The organism is Faecalicatena orotica (assembly GCF_003149245.1).
In the GTDB taxonomy this organism is placed as follows: domain Bacteria; phylum Bacillota; class Clostridia; order Lachnospirales; family Lachnospiraceae; genus Faecalicatena_A; species Faecalicatena_A orotica.
On the sequence record NZ_QGDL01000001.1, the window covers coordinates 564,332 to 585,392 of the forward strand.

At 44.5% G+C, this 21,061-nt stretch carries 25 protein-coding genes; 7 read left to right on the plus strand and 18 right to left on the minus strand.

Annotated features, from left to right (window positions below; translation table 11 throughout):
* Positions 1 to 181 precede the first annotated feature (181 nt).
* Positions 182 to 955 carry a nitroreductase family protein gene (locus A8806_RS02420; protein ID WP_109729558.1) on the plus strand — a complete coding sequence of 258 codons (774 nt, stop codon included), beginning with the start codon at positions 182 to 184 and terminating at the stop codon, positions 953 to 955.
* 11 nt (positions 956 to 966) lie between these two features.
* Positions 967 to 1,317 (plus strand): ArsR/SmtB family transcription factor, encoded by a 351-nt coding sequence (locus A8806_RS02425; RefSeq protein ID WP_109729559.1) that lies wholly within the window; start codon positions 967 to 969, stop codon positions 1,315 to 1,317.
* A gap of 73 nt (positions 1,318 to 1,390) precedes the next feature.
* Here the strand turns inward: A8806_RS02425 and A8806_RS26730 are convergent, their stop codons facing one another.
* Together A8806_RS26730 and A8806_RS26735 are read right to left on the minus strand one after the other, a co-directional pair.
* Complete coding sequence (locus A8806_RS26730; RefSeq protein WP_207657840.1) at positions 1,391 to 2,971, minus strand: FAD-dependent oxidoreductase; 1,581 nt, start codon at positions 2,969 to 2,971, stop codon at positions 1,391 to 1,393.
* A gap of 11 nt (positions 2,972 to 2,982) precedes the next feature.
* Positions 2,983 to 3,147 carry a hypothetical protein gene (locus A8806_RS26735; RefSeq protein ID WP_278321081.1) on the minus strand — a complete coding sequence of 55 codons (165 nt, stop codon included), beginning with the start codon at positions 3,145 to 3,147 and terminating at the stop codon, positions 2,983 to 2,985.
* Between the two features lie 22 nt (positions 3,148 to 3,169).
* On the opposite strand from A8806_RS26735, the gene A8806_RS02435 reads away from it, so the two are divergent.
* Complete coding sequence (locus tag A8806_RS02435; protein ID WP_207657842.1) at positions 3,170 to 3,700, plus strand: TetR/AcrR family transcriptional regulator; 531 nt, start codon at positions 3,170 to 3,172, stop codon at positions 3,698 to 3,700.
* A gap of 87 nt (positions 3,701 to 3,787) precedes the next feature.
* Here A8806_RS02435 and A8806_RS02440 read toward each other — a convergent pair whose 3' ends face one another.
* From A8806_RS02440 to A8806_RS02470, 7 genes are all read right to left on the minus strand, one after another.
* On the minus strand, positions 3,788 to 4,318 hold the full coding sequence (locus tag A8806_RS02440; RefSeq protein ID WP_109729560.1) for a hypothetical protein: 531 nt from the start codon (positions 4,316 to 4,318) through the stop codon (positions 3,788 to 3,790).
* Positions 4,309 to 4,959 (minus strand): J domain-containing protein, encoded by a 651-nt coding sequence (locus tag A8806_RS02445; RefSeq protein WP_109729561.1) that lies wholly within the window; start codon positions 4,957 to 4,959, stop codon positions 4,309 to 4,311. Before A8806_RS02445 ends, A8806_RS02440 begins: the two co-directional genes overlap by 10 nt.
* A complete protein-coding gene (locus A8806_RS02450; RefSeq protein WP_109729562.1) occupies positions 4,940 to 5,797 on the minus strand; it encodes a DUF5685 family protein in 858 nt (285 codons plus the stop codon). The genes A8806_RS02445 and A8806_RS02450 overlap by 20 nt, the downstream gene beginning before the upstream one ends.
* A 190-nt stretch (positions 5,798 to 5,987) precedes the next feature.
* Positions 5,988 to 7,397 (minus strand): subtype B tannase, encoded by a 1,410-nt coding sequence (locus tag A8806_RS02455; RefSeq protein ID WP_109729563.1) that lies wholly within the window; start codon positions 7,395 to 7,397, stop codon positions 5,988 to 5,990.
* A gap of 66 nt (positions 7,398 to 7,463) precedes the next feature.
* A complete protein-coding gene (gene lpdD / locus A8806_RS02460) occupies positions 7,464 to 7,844 on the minus strand; it encodes a prenylated flavin chaperone LpdD (RefSeq protein ID WP_109729564.1) in 381 nt (126 codons plus the stop codon).
* Complete coding sequence (locus A8806_RS02465) at positions 7,829 to 8,401, minus strand: UbiX family flavin prenyltransferase (RefSeq protein ID WP_109729565.1); 573 nt, start codon at positions 8,399 to 8,401, stop codon at positions 7,829 to 7,831. Before A8806_RS02465 ends, lpdD begins: the two co-directional genes overlap by 16 nt.
* The gene (locus tag A8806_RS02470) at positions 8,394 to 9,872 is read right to left on the minus strand and encodes a UbiD family decarboxylase (protein WP_109729566.1); all 1,479 of its coding nucleotides are present in this window, start codon (positions 9,870 to 9,872) and stop codon (positions 8,394 to 8,396) included. The genes A8806_RS02465 and A8806_RS02470 overlap by 8 nt, the downstream gene beginning before the upstream one ends.
* A gap of 159 nt (positions 9,873 to 10,031) precedes the next feature.
* Here A8806_RS02470 and A8806_RS02475 point away from each other — a divergent pair, with 159 nt between their 5' ends.
* On the plus strand, positions 10,032 to 10,910 hold the full coding sequence (locus tag A8806_RS02475) for a LysR family transcriptional regulator (protein WP_109729567.1): 879 nt from the start codon (positions 10,032 to 10,034) through the stop codon (positions 10,908 to 10,910).
* 16 nt (positions 10,911 to 10,926) lie between these two features.
* Here the strand turns inward: A8806_RS02475 and A8806_RS02480 are convergent, their stop codons facing one another.
* The 9 genes from A8806_RS02480 to A8806_RS02520 all read right to left on the minus strand — a co-directional run bounded on the left by A8806_RS02480 (position 10,927) and on the right by A8806_RS02520 (position 19,636).
* A complete protein-coding gene (locus tag A8806_RS02480; RefSeq protein WP_109729568.1) occupies positions 10,927 to 12,486 on the minus strand; it encodes an SPFH domain-containing protein in 1,560 nt (519 codons plus the stop codon).
* A 178-nt stretch (positions 12,487 to 12,664) separates the two neighbouring features.
* On the minus strand, positions 12,665 to 13,450 hold the full coding sequence (locus tag A8806_RS02485; RefSeq protein WP_109729569.1) for a LytTR family transcriptional regulator DNA-binding domain-containing protein: 786 nt from the start codon (positions 13,448 to 13,450) through the stop codon (positions 12,665 to 12,667).
* Positions 13,451 to 13,486: 36 nt separating this feature from the next.
* Positions 13,487 to 14,062: a DNA-3-methyladenine glycosylase I gene (locus tag A8806_RS02490; RefSeq protein WP_109729570.1), complete on the minus strand. Its 576-nt coding sequence runs from the start codon at positions 14,060 to 14,062 to the stop codon at positions 13,487 to 13,489.
* 15 nt (positions 14,063 to 14,077) lie between these two features.
* Complete coding sequence (locus A8806_RS02495; protein WP_330405226.1) at positions 14,078 to 14,398, minus strand: YolD-like family protein; 321 nt, start codon at positions 14,396 to 14,398, stop codon at positions 14,078 to 14,080.
* Complete coding sequence (locus A8806_RS02500; RefSeq protein WP_109729572.1) at positions 14,391 to 15,656, minus strand: Y-family DNA polymerase; 1,266 nt, start codon at positions 15,654 to 15,656, stop codon at positions 14,391 to 14,393. Before A8806_RS02500 ends, A8806_RS02495 begins: the two co-directional genes overlap by 8 nt.
* Positions 15,657 to 15,658: 2 nt before the next feature.
* Positions 15,659 to 16,195, minus strand: coding sequence for a methylated-DNA--[protein]-cysteine S-methyltransferase (locus A8806_RS02505; protein ID WP_109729573.1), 537 nt, complete (start codon positions 16,193 to 16,195; stop codon positions 15,659 to 15,661).
* 110 nt (positions 16,196 to 16,305) lie between these two features.
* Entirely contained in the window at positions 16,306 to 17,670 is a 1,365-nt protein-coding gene (locus A8806_RS02510) for an APC family permease (protein ID WP_109729574.1), read from the minus strand.
* Between the two features lie 29 nt (positions 17,671 to 17,699).
* Positions 17,700 to 18,887 (minus strand): MalY/PatB family protein, encoded by a 1,188-nt coding sequence (locus A8806_RS02515; RefSeq protein ID WP_181368553.1) that lies wholly within the window; start codon positions 18,885 to 18,887, stop codon positions 17,700 to 17,702.
* A gap of 260 nt (positions 18,888 to 19,147) precedes the next feature.
* A complete protein-coding gene (locus A8806_RS02520; RefSeq protein WP_109729576.1) occupies positions 19,148 to 19,636 on the minus strand; it encodes a MarR family transcriptional regulator in 489 nt (162 codons plus the stop codon).
* A gap of 359 nt (positions 19,637 to 19,995) precedes the next feature.
* Here A8806_RS02520 and A8806_RS02525 point away from each other — a divergent pair, with 359 nt between their 5' ends.
* Genes A8806_RS02525 through A8806_RS02535 form a run of 3 tightly spaced genes read left to right on the plus strand, consistent with a single transcriptional unit; the run spans position 19,996 to position 21,050 of the window.
* Positions 19,996 to 20,358 (plus strand): DUF2089 domain-containing protein, encoded by a 363-nt coding sequence (locus A8806_RS02525; RefSeq protein WP_109729577.1) that lies wholly within the window; start codon positions 19,996 to 19,998, stop codon positions 20,356 to 20,358.
* A gap of 29 nt (positions 20,359 to 20,387) precedes the next feature.
* Entirely contained in the window at positions 20,388 to 20,774 is a 387-nt protein-coding gene (locus A8806_RS02530; RefSeq protein ID WP_109729578.1) for an SHOCT-like domain-containing protein, read from the plus strand.
* Between the two features lie 12 nt (positions 20,775 to 20,786).
* A complete protein-coding gene (locus tag A8806_RS02535; RefSeq protein WP_109729579.1) occupies positions 20,787 to 21,050 on the plus strand; it encodes a hypothetical protein in 264 nt (87 codons plus the stop codon).
* The last annotated feature ends 11 nt before the right edge of the window (positions 21,051 to 21,061 follow it).

The following is a 21,061-nucleotide window of genomic DNA, read 5'->3' on the forward strand; positions in this document are numbered from 1 at the left end:
CAACTTTAGTTTTCACCGAAGCGGATAGGTTTGAGCTATCTTATCGGCTGTCTTGTTAAATATATTATAGGCAATGATTTATAAGTTGTCAAATATTTGTAACGTATTTCTTTACCAATGTTGTAACTGGCATTTTTGTTTTGTATAATGGTTAACAAATATTAACGAAAGGATTTTTGCTATGGAAAAACATGAGGTAAGAATTGATACAGATAAATGTATTGGATGTGGGTTATGTGTGAAAACGTGTGCCGCACGTAATATAAGATTAAAGGATAAAAAGGCCGAAATTGTTTCAGAACACTGTATTCTTTGCGGACAATGTACGGCAGTCTGTCCGAAAGAAGCGGTTTCAATCAGTGGCTATGACATGGAGCCAGCCAGGAAAACATGGAATGCACAATTAAATCCCGGGGAAGTTTTAGATGCTATCCGCTTTCGAAGAAGTATCAGGCAGTTTCAGGATAAAAAGATTCCAAAAGATGTCATAGACCAGATTTTGGAGGCGGGAAGGCTTACCCATACTGCAAAAAATAAACAGGATGTGTCATTTGTTGTACTTGATAAAGAAAAGGACAGAATAGAACAGATGGCTGTCCGTATATTTAAAAAAGTGAAACCGCTTGCAGGTTTATTCAGCCCTATGGTGAAGCGTTTTGAAATTGACAGACACTTTTTCTTTTTTAAGGCGCCTGTTGTTATTGTTGTGCTGGCCGAAGATAAGACGAACGGGATTCTTGCCGCGCAAAACATGGAGTTTGTGGCTGAAGCAAATGGTCTTGGCGTGCTGTTTAGTGGATTTTTTACGACAGCAGCCAACATTTCACGCCGAATCCGAAAAGAGCTGCGGGTACCGAAGGGGAAGAAAGCAGCGATGACTTTAGTCTTAGGTTATCCGGGTATTAAATTTCTCCGTTCCACACAGCATGAAAAGTTAGATGTCAGATATATGTAATGTAAGGGAGGATGTATATGGAATGTGAAGAAAGGCTGGAAAAAATAGTGTCGGGTTTTCAAAAATGCAGGAATGCTTTTACTGCTATCGGCGATGAGACAAGGCAGCTGATTCTGCTTGTGCTGCTGGAAAGTGATTTATCCGGAATCCGTGTTGGAGAGATTGCAGAAAAAACGCATTTGACAAGGCCATCCGTGTCACATCACCTTCAGATTCTGAAGGAAGCGGGAATTGTAGCAATGCAAAGGGAAGGAACTAAAAACTATTATTATTTGAGTGTAGATGGAACGCAGTGGAAAGAAATTGCTGACTTGATCAACTTAATCTATGGAAGTATTCAGTCAATCAGTTCTCAGAAATAACCAGACGGCAGCGGATCAATATCTGCTGCCGTCTGCTTTCATTTCAGTTTATACTTTTTCTTCTAATGGAAATCTATGGTTCCAAGACTCTGATTGTATGGTAGCCTTCATGGACCGCTGTCAATATTTTTCTTGGTGCAACCGCATCGCCTACAACGGTTACATCCTCATAAATCGCTTCCAAAGCATCTTCCAATTGATTATTCGCCTTAAAACCGGCTGCATTAAAAATGGTATCACAGGTAATTGTATGTATTTGTCCGTCTTTTTCGAAGGTGACGCTTGATTCCGTTATTTCTGTTACCTTTGCATTTGCTTCTACATGAACACCGCGGTCTTTTACCATGTTTTTCAGATGCTGGTCATTATTCAGACAGTGGGCGGCCGAATATAGGATATCCGGAAGCATCTCAATAATTGTTACCTGTTCAGCATTTGGAGCTATGTCACATGCCGCCTCGGTTCCGGCCAGCCCGCCTCCGATAATCACTACATTTTTACCTGCCTTCACTTTATGGGTCAGATAATCGCTGACAACGGTTGTATGCTCAATTCCTTTAATAGGTGGCACAACTGGTGATGCCCCTGCGGCTAATATCACCTTATCAAACTGACCGTCCTTTATATTCTCAGGTACGGCTGTGGTATTCAGACGTACATCTACACCAGATTTATAGCATTGTGTTTCCAGATATATAATGAGCTTAAGAACATCTTCTTTGAAGTCAGGGCCTCCGGCCGGCCATAAAGTACCGCCCAGACGTGAATCCTTTTCCCATAATTGTACGTCCCAGCCTCTTCTTCTCGCAGTAATTGCAGCCTCCATACCTGCGGGGCCCCCGCCGATTACGAGAATAGACTTTTTACTTCCGTCGGCTTTTGGAAGTGCATATTCTTTTTCAGCATAGCACAGCGGATTAACTGCACAGTAATAGTGTTTACCAGAAAATCCGGCCAGCAGACACTCATTACATCCAACACAGGGGGTAATATCTTCTGTATGTCCGCTTTTTACTTTCTTAGGCCAGTACGGATCTGCCAGCATTTGATGACCAAGCCCTACATAATCAAGTGTCTCATCCTCAACAACTTTCTTTGCAAGGGCAGGATCGAACAGTTTTCCATCCCCGAGCACAGGGATATTTACGACCTCTTTGATTGCCTTTTCCGCATCCAGCTTATGCCCCTGTTTACTGTAAACCGTGGTTATTGCCTGATACCATTCCTCATAACAGCCTGTATCTACATGAAGGGCTGATATTTTGGCCTCTTCCAGTATCTTAGCCATCTCAACCCCCTCTTCAATTGTCCGAAAACCGTCTACTCTCTGGACAGGGGTAAACTTAACAAGAATCGGAAAATCTTTTGGTACAGACTGGAATTGATCCAGAAGATAGCCGCCGTACGCGTGAAGCTCTACGCAGTCAGCCCCTGCTGCCACGGCTAGTGATGCAGAATAACCAACTTTATCGGTTAAATAATGAATATCTTCTTTTTCCAGTGGTTTGCAGATCAGATCCGGAAACCAGAAAGAACTGACACTGCCGGCACTATAAGGAGGTGTAAAGGGATCTGTGAACTGCTGTCTTCCAAGTCCGGGTGAGAGCTGTACGCAGACTTTGGCTCCATAGTGATGACATCTGTCAATCAGCATATTCAGCCGCTCTACATGATGAAAATCAGAAAGCTCCGTACACGGACGCGGCTCATATTTAGTAGAAACGACATTGGCCCGGTAATAATCAAACCGGCCCCGCCTTTTGCCCTTTCCATAAAATAGTTGATACCGTCAATACAGTAAGCCCCGTCTGCTTCACCTGTCGTCCCCATTGGAGACATAAAAATCCTATTTTTGAGTTTCATTAATGTAACTGTAAATGATATTTGCGATGAATGCGGTATTACAAAGCCGACCTTTTACAAATATGCGGGTTCGAAAGATGAATTGATTCTGGATCTCTATGATGTCACGATCCATGAACTGATTACGGATCCTTACCACTTTATAACCAGTAATACCCATTTTGAGCAGCTTATTTATATTTTCACAAAATTAATCAGGGATACGGAGAAGTTCGGAAGTGATTTGTTCAGCCAGATGCTTATTTCTAATTTAAACGAAAATCATAACAGCTTTGATTTCCGGGAATCTCTTACGCGGCTGTGTGTGACCATAATTGAAAAGGCACAGGAAAAGGGGGAAATACAGAACATGAACCCGCCAGAGGTTTTATACCGCTCCATCGCCTATATGTTCAGCGGATACGAGATGTCCTGGTGTATTAAGAATGGAGAGACAAATTGGGAGGAAGAAATACTGGAAAGCATTGAAGCGGTTCTGGATGTCCGGAAAGAATACAGGATAAGCAGGAAAGCTGAATAAATACAGGGCATCATGATTTAACCGAATCATGATGCCCTGTATTTATAATATCTTTTTCCCAATGTCCCTCTGTAAAGTATCCTTTTTCTAAAAGAGCCGCCCACGCATCTTATTCCATATATGTCCCTGCACATACTCATATGCGCGGTCGTATATCCATAATCCGGCCTGTCCCGCTGCAATGATTCCGGCCAGCCATATGGCAGACAGACTTCTACCGAACAACAGCTTCTGGAAAAAGAAGAGGATGGGAATATACATCAGATTAAATATGACATATTTCACCGCCCAGAACAGTAACTTCCTGTTCACATTTCTTTTGATCTTCCCGATATAACAGTAGCTCACTTCTACAGCTAAAATATAAAATCCCATCGCGGCAAAAGAAACTACGTACAGCTTATTCGGTGCTACCATAAATCCTAGCAGGACGGCAGCCAGATAGAATGCCCCTCCTGTCCTCATACCGGCCTCACGTATGAATATTCCTACAAAATAAGAAGCGGCAGCCAGTAAAAACAGCGTATTGGACTCAATGACGCTCCCCAGTACCATACAGACGATTGTCAGTGCAAGCAGCAGCCCGCCGAAAGCCATCTTTTTCGCATTTACATGCATGAACAAAGATCTCCTCCCATACATTCACATAATGAATCTGCACACCAGAGGTCACAGCACAGGTTTCCCGTGCCGCAAGACTGATTGCCTGAACCGTAGCCTCCGCCATAAGGATTATTCTGGTATCTCCTGCTGTTCCAGTCGAGCTGGTTCAGCAGCTGGCGGTACTGCGGATTATTGGGTTCCATATTCACAGCCTGGCCCGCATGGTCTCTGGCCAGGACATTATTCCCCATTCCTGCGTTCGCTGCCGCGCTCAGATAATACCATTGTGCATTCCTGTTCGGCATGCGGTTCAAAAGATTAAGGGCATCGTTGAAACGTCTGGAATTAATGAAGTTGTAGACAGCCTGCGTCTCTACATCCTGCTGTCCTCCCCCACTGTAACTGCTCTGCTGGTAGCTGCCGGCGCCCCTGCCGTAATTGTAGCCGCCGTTATATCCGCCATTCTCTCTTTCTTTCATAATAACGTCGTATGCTTCCTGCACCTCTTTGAACTTCTCCTCCGCAAGATCAGCCAGCGGATTATTCACATTCGCATCCGGATGATATTTCCTCGTCAGGTCTCTGTATGCTTTCTTTATCTCATCATCCGATGCATTCTGAGGTACCCCCAGTACATCATATGGATTTTTCGTCATGACTCTTGTCCTCACTTTTCTTCTTTTGTTCCTGAATCTTTCGATATCGGGTCCACACACCATCATATAATATATTTCTCAGAATGTCTACATCCAAAAGGCAGGGAAGTCCCTCAAACTGCGCACTGCATTCTGCAATCATCATACACAGCATCTCTTTGCAGCGCTCCTCATAATCTTCTTTCTGCCGTAATTCCTTCAGCGGATTGTAGCAGCCCTCCTTCAGGTCCTTGTCCAGATCCTCATAGGCATCCATAAGATAGATGAACTTACCCAGGAAAAATCCCATCCTGCGCAGCCTTTGCTCCCACTGGTCTTCCTTATATACAAAAAGCTCCGCCATCAGGCGGCCAAAACAGCCGGCGGTCTTATCTATATCTGCAGAACCTTCTTTTTCATATTCAGACAGCTCCTTTAATTCCTTCTGGATCACACGGCTCTGCCTGGGATAATTCCTAATGATTTTCTTTACCCTGCCGCGCAGGGCATAAGTTCCCGCAAAGCCGCTAACTTTCTTCTCATCTATCCAGTCATCCTTCATATGATAGTAAGTCAGGATCATATTCATATCTGCCGCATACTCTGTAAACTCATTCTGAAGCATATCCTGCTTCTTCACAGGGTGCACTTTACAGCGGTGAGTAGAATGCTGAGTCTCACTTTCATACAGGGAAGTAAGCAGAATCACAGAAAACGTCATATCATATGACAGCGTCAGCTGCCCCAGACTCCCATACCGTTCCTTCAAAGTCCTGCACAGACCACAATAATATGCCTTATATTTTCTCAAATCTTTGACCTTAAGCTCAGGTTCACTAATCGTTATATAACCAAACATAAATCTCCTGAACAATGTATATGGAAAATACACTGTCTCCCTTTCACGGTTTACCGGTATCAACTGTACAGGTTTACTTCACTGCACGTTTAGTTATTATAACATCAAAATATCATGTTGCAAAGGTGTGCGGGTAAACAAAATCGGAAATTATCGGATAAGCTTTAGCCTTGCCATCCTGCCCCCTTTTTTACCTGCATATCCCATCAATCCACGTAAAGAGTTCCTCCAGATCATAATCCCCTGCATGTGGAATCCCCCACGGGTATTCCAGATCCGCATCCACGCCGTTATTCCTAAGTTTGACAGCCAGCATGGCAGAAACAGCCAGTGAAGTATCCCTGTCCACGGCACCATGCCTGATCCGGAAATGTTTTGCTTTTTCAGCCTTTTTATCTTCAATATAATTCATAGGGTTCATCATCCTGATCTGCTGTTCATCCGCCAGTTCACCGTTTACTTCACTGTGCTTTCTGCTGTATTGTGTAAAATGACGGTACTGTAAGTCTTCGGTTCCAAAAAGTTCATTTTCCGGTGTACCCATTGCTGTATTGTCAAAGGCAGGGGTTACTTTCATCCGGGTACGGAATGCAATATAGCCATCGAATTTGATCTCTTTTACTTTTCCGTCCTGAATGGAAATCCAGTCAAGCCCGGACAGGTCCGTTCCACGGTCTAACTCTTTCTGTACAGATGCTGCTGCAACTGATATTATATATTCCTTAAATGAGCCATCTCCATGCTCATCCAGTGTAAGTTTGTTCTCCTCCTCATCTTTCAGATTTAAACTATTCAGATACGATGGAAATTGATGTTTTAATTCGGCTGACATCTGTTTCTGTACATCTGTCATACAGACGTCGACAGATGTTATCTCCGGCTTATCTTCCCCGGACTCTGGATATCCAAACTTCATAGTATGGTATTCATTTATTCCGCAGAATTCCCACTCATACGCCATATCGGCATGATCCAGATTGGTAATCGGGCAGTAGCAGGATGCCGCAAAAATATGGTCACTTTCTTCTGCTGCCCCCATCGCTTTCAGATATGGCTCATAATCCGGGTGATTACCGGTGGATGCCAGAAGAGAGGATAATGCACCGCCTGCACTGGTCCCGTTTGATATAATTTTTCCCACGTCTCCCGGAACACTCCCAGCATTATGTCTTAGAAATCTGACTGCCGCTTTCAAGTCACAAACTGCCGCAGGGGCTGTCCCGATATATCTGCCGGATTTATCTTTCATTCCCCTTCCACGCACTCCGGGCGAGACGACTACATAACCATGAAGCAAAGCCTCAAAAGAAGCGTTGACATTCCCCATAAAGTTTCTTCCTGGACGTTCACTCGGCCCCGGCATATAGCCGCCGACAGTATTCTGGAAAAATATTGGTGCATTCTTCAGATTATATGCGCCGATTGAACCGCCTTTATAAAAAACTTCCGGAACGAAAATACTCAGTATCTGCATTTTCCCATCCACGGGACGATTCAAATACCTTATTCCCTCAAACGCCCGGTAAACCAGATTTTTCCCTTCCAATTCTAACATTTCCACAGTATAGCTGTTTTCATCGAAAATAAGATTATCTTTCATATTGTTCTCTCCTTGTACGCAAAGGGGTCAGACCCCTATGAAATATTATGTTTCAAACAGACTTTTTCAGAGGGGTCTGACCCCTTTGATTTCCCTCATGATTTCTTCTACTGCTTTTATTACTTCTTTTATCTGTACCTCTGTGATGTCATCCATATGGAATCCGCCTGTACATACGACTGCCGCATTTTTCAATTTAGCCGTCTGCTCTGCAAGGTAACGGCAGATTTTCTCGTCTTTATGTCCTGTCAGATTCAGTACCGAGGAGGTTACGCTTATGCTGCCGTCCCCAGTCAGTGACGCACGGGGGACGGTAAGCACGGTGCATCCAATATGTGGTTTTGTGCCACCTGCCAGCAGGATGCTGTAATCTTCTCCGATTTTTGTGATTCGAACTGTTATTTTTGCAAACGGCAGTTCTTTTTCGTATGTTATATCCCCATCCATCTTCGATACTCCTTTGCTTCTATTCTAAATGGTTCTAATAGTTTTGCCGCTGTATGGTATATCATATCCTGAATATCTTCCGGCCGATGATAAAATGTCATCATCGGGGGGATGATTCTAACTCCGGACAGCATGGACAGCTCTGACAGGTTCCTTAAGTGTATCGGGCTTAGCGGGGTCTCTCTGGCGGCCAGAACAAGGGGGCGCTGCTCCTTGATTGTTACATCGGCGGCTCTCAGAATCAGGTTATCCGCATAACCGCTGTGGATACCCGCAATTGTCTTCATACTGCAGGGCACGATGAGCATTCCCTCCGTCTGGAAGGAACCACTGGCCGGCCCTGCGCCAATCTGCTCTTGCCCCAGCACATAGTCCGCTAAATCTGTAACTTCATGTACTGTATAGTCTGTCTCCTGTGCCAGTGTTATTTTAGCGCTTTCGCTCATGATTAACCATGACTCATACTGTGATTGTCCGCGGATCAGTTTCAGGCACTGTACCAGAATAGGTAGCCCGCTCGCGCCGGTCGCAGCAACTATGATTCTTTTTTTATCCATAAAAATCTGCTCCTGTCCACCTTTGTGCATCTACATCCAGAAAACGGGCCCGCACAAACCGCTCTTTCTGTGAAAATGGCACGGTACAGTCAAAAATAGTCTTGCAGGCAATTCCCTGATCCAGAATACTGGAAGAATAGGATGGAGAATTCGACGGATCCAGCGGATGGCACCTGACTCCCGGAATCGTAATGATGTCACGGTCTCCCTGAAATCTTGTATTCATGGCCCACAATACATCATTCATGTCAAAGCAGTCGACATCCTCATCGACAAGGAATATATGCTTGAGTTCACTGAATGCAGAAAACGCCAAAAGCGCCGCCTGCCTCTGTCTCCCCTCATCACTTGCCGCCTTTTTCTCAAACTGGAGGACTGCCATGTATTTCCCGCCGCCTGCAGAAGTGCAGTAAACATTCTTCAGCCTCCCCGGCATTGCTTTCTCTACCATACCGTAAATACTGGCTTCCGTCGGGATTCCTGCCATTGAAACATGTTCTTCACTTGGTCCGATACATGTCTGCATAATCGGATGTTTCCGATGTGTGACAGCAGTCACCTTAATCAGCCGGCACTCCCCACTCGCCGGACCTGTATAGCCCGGAAACTCAGGCATTGCATAGCCGGTATTACTGTTCTGGTCCTCTCTGACCCGGACGTTGGGAACCACCTCTCCCTCAATCACGTACTCCGCATTTGCGATTGCCTTTTCATCCACAGTCACACATGGACAAAGCTCAACAGGCTCACCTCTGAGGGCACCTGCAACGGCCAGCTCATCATACCCCATCGGAGTTGTAGGCGGTTCAAAGCATGATCCAATCTCAATAGCCGGATCTACGCCGATACTAATCGAAATCGGCAGCCTCTGTCCCAGTTCTTCCGCCCGTTCAGCCATCGCCCCGATATGTCTGGCTCCGGGTGTAAAGAAAATCGAGAGTTCATCCTTTCCCTGAATACAGAGCCGGTGGATTGTCACATCACTCTCTTTCGTATCAGGATGCGATGCATAACACATGCCGAGCGTGATATACGGACCTGCATCATCCGGCGTGTTTGTCGGTGCCGGTACTAATTCTGCCAGATCAAAACCGGGATCTTCTGCCAGATGTACTACCTCCTGACACAGTGCCGGGCCTTCTGCCAGTACAGGCGGAACCGGATGATCAACACTCTTCCACAGTAGCTTTCCTAACTCCTGAGGCTTAGTATCCAAAAGGGCCGCCACTCTCTTTCTGCTGGCAAGTACGCCGATTGCAACCCTTGCCCCGGGGTGTCCTTTTACATGATTAAATATCATAGCCGGTCCCTCTTTTGTCGGACGCATTACTGTTCCACCTGCACCGACATACCGGTACACTCCTGACAATTCCGCTCTGGGATCCACCTCCACATCCGTCTCAATAAGCTGTCCGGGCATGTTTCCCAGCATGTCCAGCGCACTGCGCAAATCTTTTATTTTCTCAGCCATTTTCTTTCACTTTCTCCTTCCTTCTCGCCATGATTCACATCCCTAAAACAGATACAATAGCGATATTAACATAATTTTACCCTTTGAATACTACGCAATCAATTCAACTTATGGTATAATTGTTTCCAATATGGAATGAATAAAAGAGAGGAAATCCCTATGACATTTGACCAGTTAAAATATTTTATTGCCGTAGTTGAAGAAAATACCTTTTTTGACGCCGCAGAAACTTTGCATATCTCCCAGTCTTCCCTGTCCAAACAGATCATGAAGCTGGAAAAAGAACTGGACATCACACTGCTTGACAGAAGCAGGCGAAGCTGCTCTCTGACAGAAGCAGGGCAGTTCTTTTATCAGGAAGCTCTGCAGCTTACAAAACAGTACCGGCAGACACTTTTCGGACTTAAATGCTTCAGAGAAAACCGTGACAGTGAACTGCGTATCGGAACGCTGCCCATACTGTCCCATTACCGTCTGATCCCCCTGATAAAAAAGTATTCAGAGATACACCGCCAGATTCATCTCGAAATCGACGAAGTGGAAGAAGTGGAATTAATCAACGGATTCAATGCAGGAAAATATGATCTCATCATTGCGAGAGAGCCTCTGCTGCGCCAGTGTTCCTGTGAGACCTGCATACTGGTACACGACGAACTGACCGCAGTACTCCCCTCCTCCCACAGATATGCACACTCTTCCTCTGTCAGCCTCCCTGAACTTGCCTGCGAGGACTTTCTTTTGATGAACAGATACACTTCCGTATTTCACCTGTGTATGGAAGAATTTAAAAAATATGGCATCTCTGCAAATATCATCCGTAATGCACGTGCAGAATCTATAATCGGGGCCGTCGCCGCGAATGAGGGCATCAGCCTCCTTCCTATGAGTAATTTTGAGGTTTTCCGCCATCAGAACGTTGCTGCCCTTCCCCTGGCCCCCCCTGTACAGCTTCCTGTCGCTGCCGCCATGAAAAAAAATGGCAGCTCTGCACGAGCTGCCAAAGAGTTCATCTCTTACTTATGTAAAAATATAGAATAAAATTGGTTTCAGATTTCTATTCCGTCTCTGATTTTCCATCCGGCAAATCAATATCCGGGATACCAGTTATATGTACGTTCCTGTCTGTTCTGGCTTCAAGTGTCTCTGCCTTGATTACATCTCCAAGATCAATACCGGTTGTCTCTTTCATGCTTTCAATCAGCTTCTTCATGACAATCGGTACATTGCCTGCGACAGCATCCATGCCACTGCCTTCGCCGCTTCCTCCGATGATCGTGATCTTATCGATCTGTTTCAGCGGCTCGGCAATGCTGGATGCGATATCCGGCAATACCTTAATCAGCATTTCTGCCATAGCAGCTTTATTGTACTTCTGGTAAGCATCCGCCTTTTTCTCCATTGATTCAGCCTCTGCAAGTCCTTTGGCACGTATTGCCTTAGCTTCCGCTTCTCCCTTTGCCTGCACACCTTCAGCCTCCTGTACCATCCTGTACTTCTCAGCTTCCGCCTGTGCTTTTTTGGCAATTGACTCCTGCTCCAGAGCATACTTGTCGGCTTCGGCCTGGATCTTCTTAGCAGCGGCTTCGCGTTCCATCTCAAACTGTCTCGCTTCTGCATCTTTCTGTCTGCGGTACAGTTCCGCATCAGAACGCTGCTGCTGTTCAAACTTCTTCGCTTCAGCTTCTTTCTTAATCTCTGCTTCCAGTGCCTTTTCTTTTACTTCTACCTCACGGGCTTTCAGCTCTACCTCGCGTTCCTGGCGGGCGATGTTGGCATTCGCAGTCGTGATCTCGATTTCCTTACGCTGCTGTTCTTCCTGAATGCGGTATGCAGCATCCGCTTCTGCCTGCTTGATGTCGGCGTCTTTTTTCAACTCTGCTTTCTTGATCGCGAGTTCATTCTCACGCTGGGCAATCTCGGTCTGGGACGCAATCTGACGTTCATTGGCCATCTTATCAGCATCTGCCTTAGCCATCGCAATATCTCTCTCAGATTCAGCTTTTGCAATGGCAGCATCCTTTTTGATCTTCGCGGTATTATCCATACCCATATCATTGATCAGTCCGCTCTCATCTTCTACGTTCTGGATATTACAGGAAATAATCTCAATACCAAGCTTGCGCATATCAACCATCGCCTTGCCCTGCACCTGATTACCAAACTCATCCCTGTTATTGCAGATTGTTTTTAAATCCATTGTACCGATAATCTCCCTCATGTTACCCTGAAGGGAATCCTGCAGATCCATGATGATCTCTTCTGACTTTTTATTCAGGAAGTTCGTCATCGCAAGCTTAATCATCTCCGGCTCCGTGCTGACACGCACTTTTGCCACGGCATCAACCTGAATATTGATAAAGTCCAGCGTCGGAATATATCCTTCTGTCTTGATATCAATGGTTACCTGCTTTAGTGAAAGCTTATCCAGCCTCTGCAGAAACGGAATGCGAATCCCCGCCCGCCCAATCAGAATCTTAGGGTCTTTTTTGAATCCGGAAATGATAAATGCCGTGTCCGGCGGAGCTTTTACATATCCGCAGACGATGAAAATTAAAAGTAATGCAACGACAATGACAGCTATGATGATGCCTATGAAATCTCCTATGTAGAACATGTGTCTCTTCCTCCTCATATTGTGGCACATTACCGGCCCCTGTTCCGGCCGTCTGTATACCCATCTTGACTGGTGCCTGTTCGATTTTGCGGCCTTCCCAGCCGCCTTCCCGCCCTCCTTATCGTGAGAATTTATTATGCTTTATTGTAACATAAATAGCACTGCTTTAAATAGTAGATTATGTTAATTTTCCGGAAATTCGTTTTTGAATCTCCTTATAGCGAGTCTGCCCGATGGGGAGCTGTGTTCCGTCACTCAAAGTCGCCTTATACCGGCAGATTTCCCGGATATAACGGATATTCACGAGATAGCTGTTGTGGATACGGACGAAATGGGGGTGTTCCATCTCATTCAGCGTTACCCTGGCAGTAATGGAATCCGTCTCTGTAGAAATGGTAGTAATCTTATCATCCGATTTCATATATATGATTTCACCGGGAAAGAAAAAATGGATATTGCCATTTAAGTCCTTTATCCTGATCTTTTCCATCTTCCCACCGGAAAGGATTTCTGTATTCACGCGGTCAAACACTCTTGCCTGCGGTGTCTGGTCCTGCGGCGCCTGTTCATTCTGAATATGGCAGGCATTGGCGTGAAGCAGATGCAGATCTTCTTTCTCCTGCTTCCAGACGAACGTAAAATGTACCCCGCTGGATAATGATGTGCCATCCGCTCCCCGGCTCGTTACTATAAATCTGCCATAAGTCACCCATGTATGCCGCTCATGCGTCAGCATAGCATACTCCTCCTGTGAAATCTCCAGTGGCGGCAGTTCCCCTTCCGACTCTATCGTTTTTAAAAACTTGTCACGCCCCTGAATATATTGTGAAGAATAATCCCCGACCCAGACAAAGTCTTCATCCAGCAGTTCAACAAAAGGAAGAAGCTGTTTGTTCATAAATGCGTGAATCAGCTCCCTCGATTTGTCCAGAATATTCTTTTCAGTATAACGCTGTTTTCCCATGTAAGCCACCTCCGGTTTGCCCTGAAACGTTGAAGATCAGCTGTGCTTTACCTCCTCATAAACGAAACAGTCTTTTATATGGTCATTGACGATACCTGTCGCCTGAAGGAATGAATATACGATAGTTGTTCCCAGAAATTTAAATCCCATATCTTTCAAGTCCTTGCTTATCCGGTCAGAAAGCGCAGTGTTCGCAGGCAAATCTTCTATATTCTCCCAATGCCCGGTCACGGGAGTGCCGTCTACATATGACCATATAAACTTATCAAAACTTCCGTACTCCTCCTGAATCTTCAAAAAGAGATTCGCATTATTAACAGCGGCTGATATCTTCCGCCGGTTCCTTATGATTTTCTCGTTCGACATAAGCTCTTCAATCTTATCATCCCCGTAATGTGCAACCTTCTCCGGGTCAAAACCATCGAATGCTTCACGGAATGCCTCTCTTTTTTTCAGGATTGTGATCCACGACAGTCCTGCCTGCATACTTTCCAGAATCAGCATCTCAAACAATTTGGCGTCGTCATGAACCGGCCGTCCCCATTCATTATCATGGTAGTCTATGTATATGGGAGTATCTCCCGCCCAGGAACATCTTGTCTTATTATCCATACTGTTGTTATCCTTTCATTCGATTATAATATCATACAAATCATCAAATGAGATCTTTGTATTCACAATTTTAAGAAGTCTGGCTGTCTCATCTATCCTTGACACCATCCCTGTCAGCTTCAGATACTCATGATTGGCAAAATAAATGACTGTTATGATATCATTTTTATGAACCTGCCTGAGTTTCTGATCCAGTTCCTTCTGGTACTCTTCTGACAGTTCCCGCTTTGGGACCACAATTTTTTCTTTTTTCTTCAATGCCTCCGGATAACCTTTTAAGGCCGCAAACGGCATGAACTGCTTTGCCCGCTCTTCCCTGCTCATTTTACTATTCACTGCGGTGTCCTCCGATCTGCCGGTTACGTTCTATTGTCGTTCCATTTTCCATCAGGTTCATGCCTTTTAATATCGCATTCTTACCATACTTTTCCTTGATATTAAGCATCGCCTGCTGCATGCGGTGCTCCCTTTCCAGCCCGGCCGGGTCTGTAAACAGGTCATACTGCTGGTATGCCTCATCTATGACATGATTGAATGTGAGATATACCCTGCGGACTGCCGTGAATCTGTCTACAATCCTTTCATACAGCTTCAGTGCATACGACCTGATCTGCCGGGCGGAGCTTGTCGTAACCGTCATGGAGATCGTACCGTGCGCAGATTTCTTTTCTATCCGGTTACTGTATCCAACATGAAGCGTGAGAGAATCCGTAACCAGCCCCTTATCCACCAGTTCCAGACAGAGCAGTTCTGCCATCTCCTTGACAATGAGTTTCCCTTCCTCATAATGATAATCCCGGCTCAATACCTGCCCGCTGGATATGGAATTTGATTTTGCCTTGTAATTCTTAATATCCGCTATCGTCGTTGGCTCCCGTCCCCATGCATGGTCGATCAGAAGTTCCGCATCTATGCCGAATAGCTGATAGAGAAGCCCTTCATCTGCCCGGGCTATCTCTCCCATCGTCGTAATCCCCACCCGTTCCAGACGGACGGCCGTCCCGGTACCGATCCTCCAGAAATCTTTGAGTGGTTTGTGGGTCCACAGTGTCCCACGGTATGATGCTTCATCAAGGATGCCTATATGGTCCGGCACATGCTTCGCCGTAATATCCAATGCAATCTTAGCCAGATACAGGTTCGAGCCAATCCCGCAGGTGGCAGTAATCTCTGTGCTGTCCATGATGTCCTGCATGATCCTCATACCCAGCTCCTTTGCCGTCATCTGGTACATTGACAGATAGTCGGTCACATCCATAAAAACCTCGTCCACAGAATACACATGGATGTCCGCACTTTCTATATATTTCAGGTAAATGGCATAGATTTCAGCAGAATAATCGATGTACAACTGCATCCTCGGCGGTGCCATGATATATTCGATGTTCTTTGGAATCTGGAAAACCCTGCATCTACCGGGTACTCCCAGTTCTTTCATCGCCGGCGAAACGGCCAGACAGATCGTCTTTTCCGACCTTTCAGGGTCTGCCACTACCAGATTCGTCTCCAGCGGGTCCAGACCACGCTCGACACATTCTACGGATGCATAAAAGCACTTCAGATCTATACAGATATAGACTTTATCTCCGGTCATATTCACTGCCGCCCTTTCTTAGGCCAGTGATACCGGCTTAGATCTACCCCTTCCAGACGCAGGAGTGCTTCTTTTTTTTCTATTCCGCCTGCATATCCGGTCAGGCTTCCGTCGCTCCCCACTACCCGGTGGCAGGGTATCACAATGGAAATCGGGTTGTGCCCGACTGCGCCCCCTACAGCCTGGGCGGACATGCGGCTAAGTCCCTTCTTTACAGCGAGTCTCTCTGCAATTTCTCCATAAGTCATGACACTCCCATATGGGATCTCACAGAGTATCTTCCAGACTTCCTGTCTGAACTCACTGCCGGCAGGAGCCAGAGGAAGCTTCGATATCCCGGGCTTCATTCCTGCAAAATACCGGTCAAGCCAGTCTTTCGCAGACTGCAGGACCGGGATGTTATCATTTTCCGTTGGTTCTTCCTTAAGTGTTCCATAAAAATACTTCTGACCGTCCAGCCACAGGCCTGACAGATTCATGCCGTCAGATACAATTGTAATCCCGCCTGCCGGTGAGGAATAGTGTGCTGAATAATACATGGGCGCCCTCCTTTTGCTTTTTATTCTATCAGAACATTCGTTCGTTTTCAAGGTCTTATTTTAAATCCTACGGACAAATTTCCCCACGGCAGGTAAATCAATACTTCTACTTATTCCTTATAAGAAAGCGCTTCCTCAATTACCTTCTGTTTTTGTGACTTAAGATATTCGATGCTTACAGCCTTTACTTTCAGTCTCCAGATAACGTAAACTGCAACTATTAGAATTGTCGCAAATGAAGCAATAATAAATCCAAAACTTTGTCCTGCACAGGAACCATAAATCATATATGCACAGGCAATCAAACCAACGCTGCAAAATATGTAGTAAACAGGAATCGGCATTGCATGCAGGAAAGAACATTTCCAGGGTTCCGGATATTTTTTAGGCAGAGCCATGCATTTTACAACAGCAAAGAAAATAATAATGTAAAATACCAGATTCGTCAGCGATACTATTGTATCAAATGAAATATTAAATATAATCGGAATCAATGTAATCAGATACAATGCAGTCATGGAAACATACGGCCATCCATTCTTCGCTTTCTTTTTAAATACAGGGGGGATCCATCCTTCATCTGCCATCTGCATGATCGGATAACGGAAGGTTGTAACCGATGTAAATAAAGAAGTCAGCAGTGCCAGTACTGCCCCGCACAGTATAAATGCCACAAACACACCTTTCGGGAAAATATACTGGGCTACAACAGAAAGATCCTTATTGGCAACCTGCTCAATGGGAAGTACTCCCGTTGCAACGAAAACAATCAATGTAGAAATAACCAAAACAATCAGACTGCAGCCAATCATGGCTTTTGGCGCTTCTCTCGTAGGTCTTTTTAATTCAGAGCTTAAACTTACCGGAACTAATGTACAGCCAAGTACTGCATATAAGCACATATTGCAGGCTGCCGCAAAATTTGAAAAACCACAGTCAAAAAAGCCACCCTCACTTATATATTTTGAAAAATTTATCTTAGGAAGACCCATTATTACAAATAGTAATAAAGCTCCTAACAGTATGACCGTCATAGCGCTCTCTACTTTTCCCCCAAATTTCGTACCAAAATAGCTGATTCCAAAAAACAGCGTGATAATACCAATTGACAGCAGTTTGCTCTCTGAAGGTACGGAAGTAATGACAGATGACGTATAGGAAATCGCGGATGTTGCATATCCTGCCATAGTCAGTGAGGCAATCAGCCAGAGGAATCCGTAAATTCCACTAACAACAGGCGGCATAAGGAATGCCATCTGGCTGTAATCCCCTCCTTTTAAAGGAAACATCGAGGCTATAATAAAGTTAAAGAGTTGTGCAAAGAAAGCCAGCAGCACACCCATAATCATTGCAAAAATGGCTCCTTTCCCAGCCAGTCCTATCGCTATCGGAAGCAGGATAAAGAGACCTGAACCAATGACGCCGCCAATCGTATAACTATAAAGTTCCAATGTTGTCAGCTTTGTGGATTTCATAAAATACCTCCTTATTTATAGAAATAATTCTACTTGAATTGACTGCAGATTCTTGAAAAGGCTTCTTCTAAACGGATACGGGGGATGGATGTGCAGACACGGATATATCCTGGTGAGTCTCCCTCATCAAAATCTCTTCCTTGTTCCACGAAAACACCTGCTTTATTATAACAGCGGTCTAACAGTTCATCATCTGACAGTCCATAAGCTGAAAAATCCATCCACAGCAGATATGTTCCTTCCGGCCTCCATATCTTTACTTCGGGCATATTTTCTTTTAAATATGCGATGACAAAATCAATATTTTCATCCAGATATTCCCGCAGCTGTTCGAACCACTCTTCCCCCTCGTTATAGGCTGCTTTCACCGCCTCCAGAACAAATGGTGTTGGGTTGCAGTGAAGCTGTTCTGCAGTTTTACACCTAAGCGCTTTATCTTTTATAATCAGATGGCTTGCTTCCAAAGATGCAAGATTAAACGATTTACTTGCTCCTGCACACACAATCAGGTTTTGTGCATCTGTTATCTTTCCTATCGGTGTAAATACTGTTTCTCTGCGTACAATATCCCCGTGTATCTCGTCAGCAATCACGACCACATCATTTTTGGTACATATGTCATATATCCGCTTTAATTCATCTGCTGTCCACACACGCCCGACAGGATTATGCGGACTGCATAATAGAAAAGCTTTCACTTCTGCCAGTGCCGTCTTTTTTTCAAAATCCTCCCAGTTAACCGTATAGTATCCGTCATTATCTAGTAAATGGCTTTTCACTACCTTGCGGTCTGCGTTCCGGATGGTTGAATAAAACGGAGTATATACCGGGGGTGTGACAAGTATGCTGTCACCATACCCAGAAACCGCCTTAATTGCAGCAGTAATTCCTGTAAGCGTCCCTGCACTGTATAAAATTTCCTCTCTTTTCACATGCCAGTCATGTCTTCTGGCGTACCAGCCAATAATGGCTTCATAATACCCATTGTGCAGACTGGGGTGGGTAAAGCAGTAACCATAAAGGTTAAAATCTACTACTTTCTGGAGCGCTGTCCTGATACACGGGGCACACCGGAAATCCATATCAGCAACATCAATTGGTATAAAATCGGCAGGAACAGGCCCCCAATTAAACTCTGCCATATACTCATCCGTGACATCATATTCCATACTGTTTGTACCGCGCCGGTCAATTATTTCGTCGAAATCAAATTTCATCTGAATACCTCCTGTTGTAAAATACATAGTTACAGATTCTGCACTGCATTACTATGCGTAACATTAAAGTCATTTAATTGTTAAGCTGCTTAACTTTTATTTTAATATAATACCACTGTCTAAAATTGTCAATACATTTATGTTTTTTACCATATTTTACCATATTTTTGTTATATTTTCACAAAAACAAGCATAAAAAAAGAGCCTCTGATGCAAAGAAAAAATCCTGTTAACAGGATTCTCTTGCACCAGAAAACTCATTATTTTGAAACATCATAATTGCGGCTGCGCTTAATATCTTCCCTGTATGCAGCATTCAGCATTTTCTGAACTGCTATATGATTCTGCAATTCTTCTTCTGAAAAATCCTCCAGCATATGATAGGTGGTCCGCTGGCATAAGTGGTTGAATTCTACATGGTCTTTGTATAATTCTTCCCCCTTTTTAGTCAGGCACAAATTATAAATGCGGTTATTCTGGTCATTCCGCGTCTGGTCTACATATCCTTTACTACGCAATTTCCTTACGATCTGTGAACACGCACTTGTTGTCTTTTTCAAAATCATTCCCAGCTCAGTTACCGTAATACCGGGATGTTCTGCAATCAAATCTACAATATGGCCTTCTGTCTGAAACAATATATGATTTCCATAATGATGAGGAAGGGTGTCATACTCACACATTAAATCATATGCCTCATCCTGTGCATTCCATAGCTGTTCAAAAAGCTTATAGCGGTCTTCTCCCATGTCTAACTCTACTCCTTTATCGGCTTAATCTTGCATTCAATGGCTTCCTGCGTCGATTTCGTACTGCTGCCTCATCAATTCTTTTATAAGTATACAATTATAAAGTATAGAAATCAATAAATAGCTAATAAATTTCTGTCACTTTATCGGCCTCGGTGCCGTGCAGCTAAGTGCACGGCACGGTGTGAACAGTAATGCTCTGCCCTTATGATATATCCATAGACACAATATATATTTTTATATTTTTCATGATCAAATTAATTTTTTCAATATTTATATTAAAATATTTAATTTATATATTGATTTTTTTAATATATGTGTTATATTATTAGTAGAAGCAATCGAAAGGGAGTGATTATATGAACAAAGTCATCAGCCGCTGCCCCATCTGCAATAACGAGCTGACCGTAGTCAGGCTGAAATGCGATTCCTGTGAAACCGTGATCGAGAATAATTTCAGACTCAGCAAATTTGATTATCTGTCCGACGAGGAGCTCTATTTTACAGAGACTTTCATACGGTGCAGGGGCAATATCAAAGAGATGGAAAAGGAACTGGGTATCTCTTACCCAACCGTCCGCTCCAGACTGGATTCTGTCATAAAGAAGCTGGGCTATGAGACAGAATCCTCCGACCAGAAGTCAAAAAAGAAGGAGGAGATACTCCGGGCTCTGGAAAATAAGGAGATAACTGCTGAAGAGGCACTCGCACAGTTGAAATAGTGTGGTATAAAATGAAAAGGAGAATTGATATGGATGAAACATTAAGAATTTTAAAAATGATCGAGGATGGAACGATTACCGCGGAACAGGGGGCAGAGCTTATGTCTGCCATTAACACAGAACTGAGCGTACCACAGGCTGCAGTCACAAAAACAGGGTATGATAAGAAAATGTTCCGTATCATCGTAGACAGCACGACCGGAGACAAAGTGAAAGTCCAGTTCCCGGTTGGTGCGATTAAGAAGATTCTCAAAGTAACGGGGAAACTCCCGATACCGGAAGCGGATCTTGAGGGATTCGATCTGCCCGCTATGATGGATGCCATTCTCGAATGTCTGGAAGACGAAACCGACGGGGATTTCGTCAATGTGGAAGCCGCTGACGGAACAACTGTTCGGATATATGTTGACAAATAAGAGGATGCTGTTATGAAGATAAAGATCAGGACAACGGGATTTCATTTATCCATTCCCGTCCCCATCGGCATGGCCGGGTTCGTTATCAGGGTGATCCCTGAACACGTCTTTCTGGAAATGAATAGGAATATACCCGAACCTTATTCCGGTTTGGTTACAAAAGAGAATGTGCGGATGATTCTGGAAGAATGTCAGGATATTCTTAAAGAGAATAAAGGGCTTGAGGTGGTGCATGTGGAGGCTGCTGACGGAACCTTTGTGTCCATACGAATATAGAAAGTATGAGA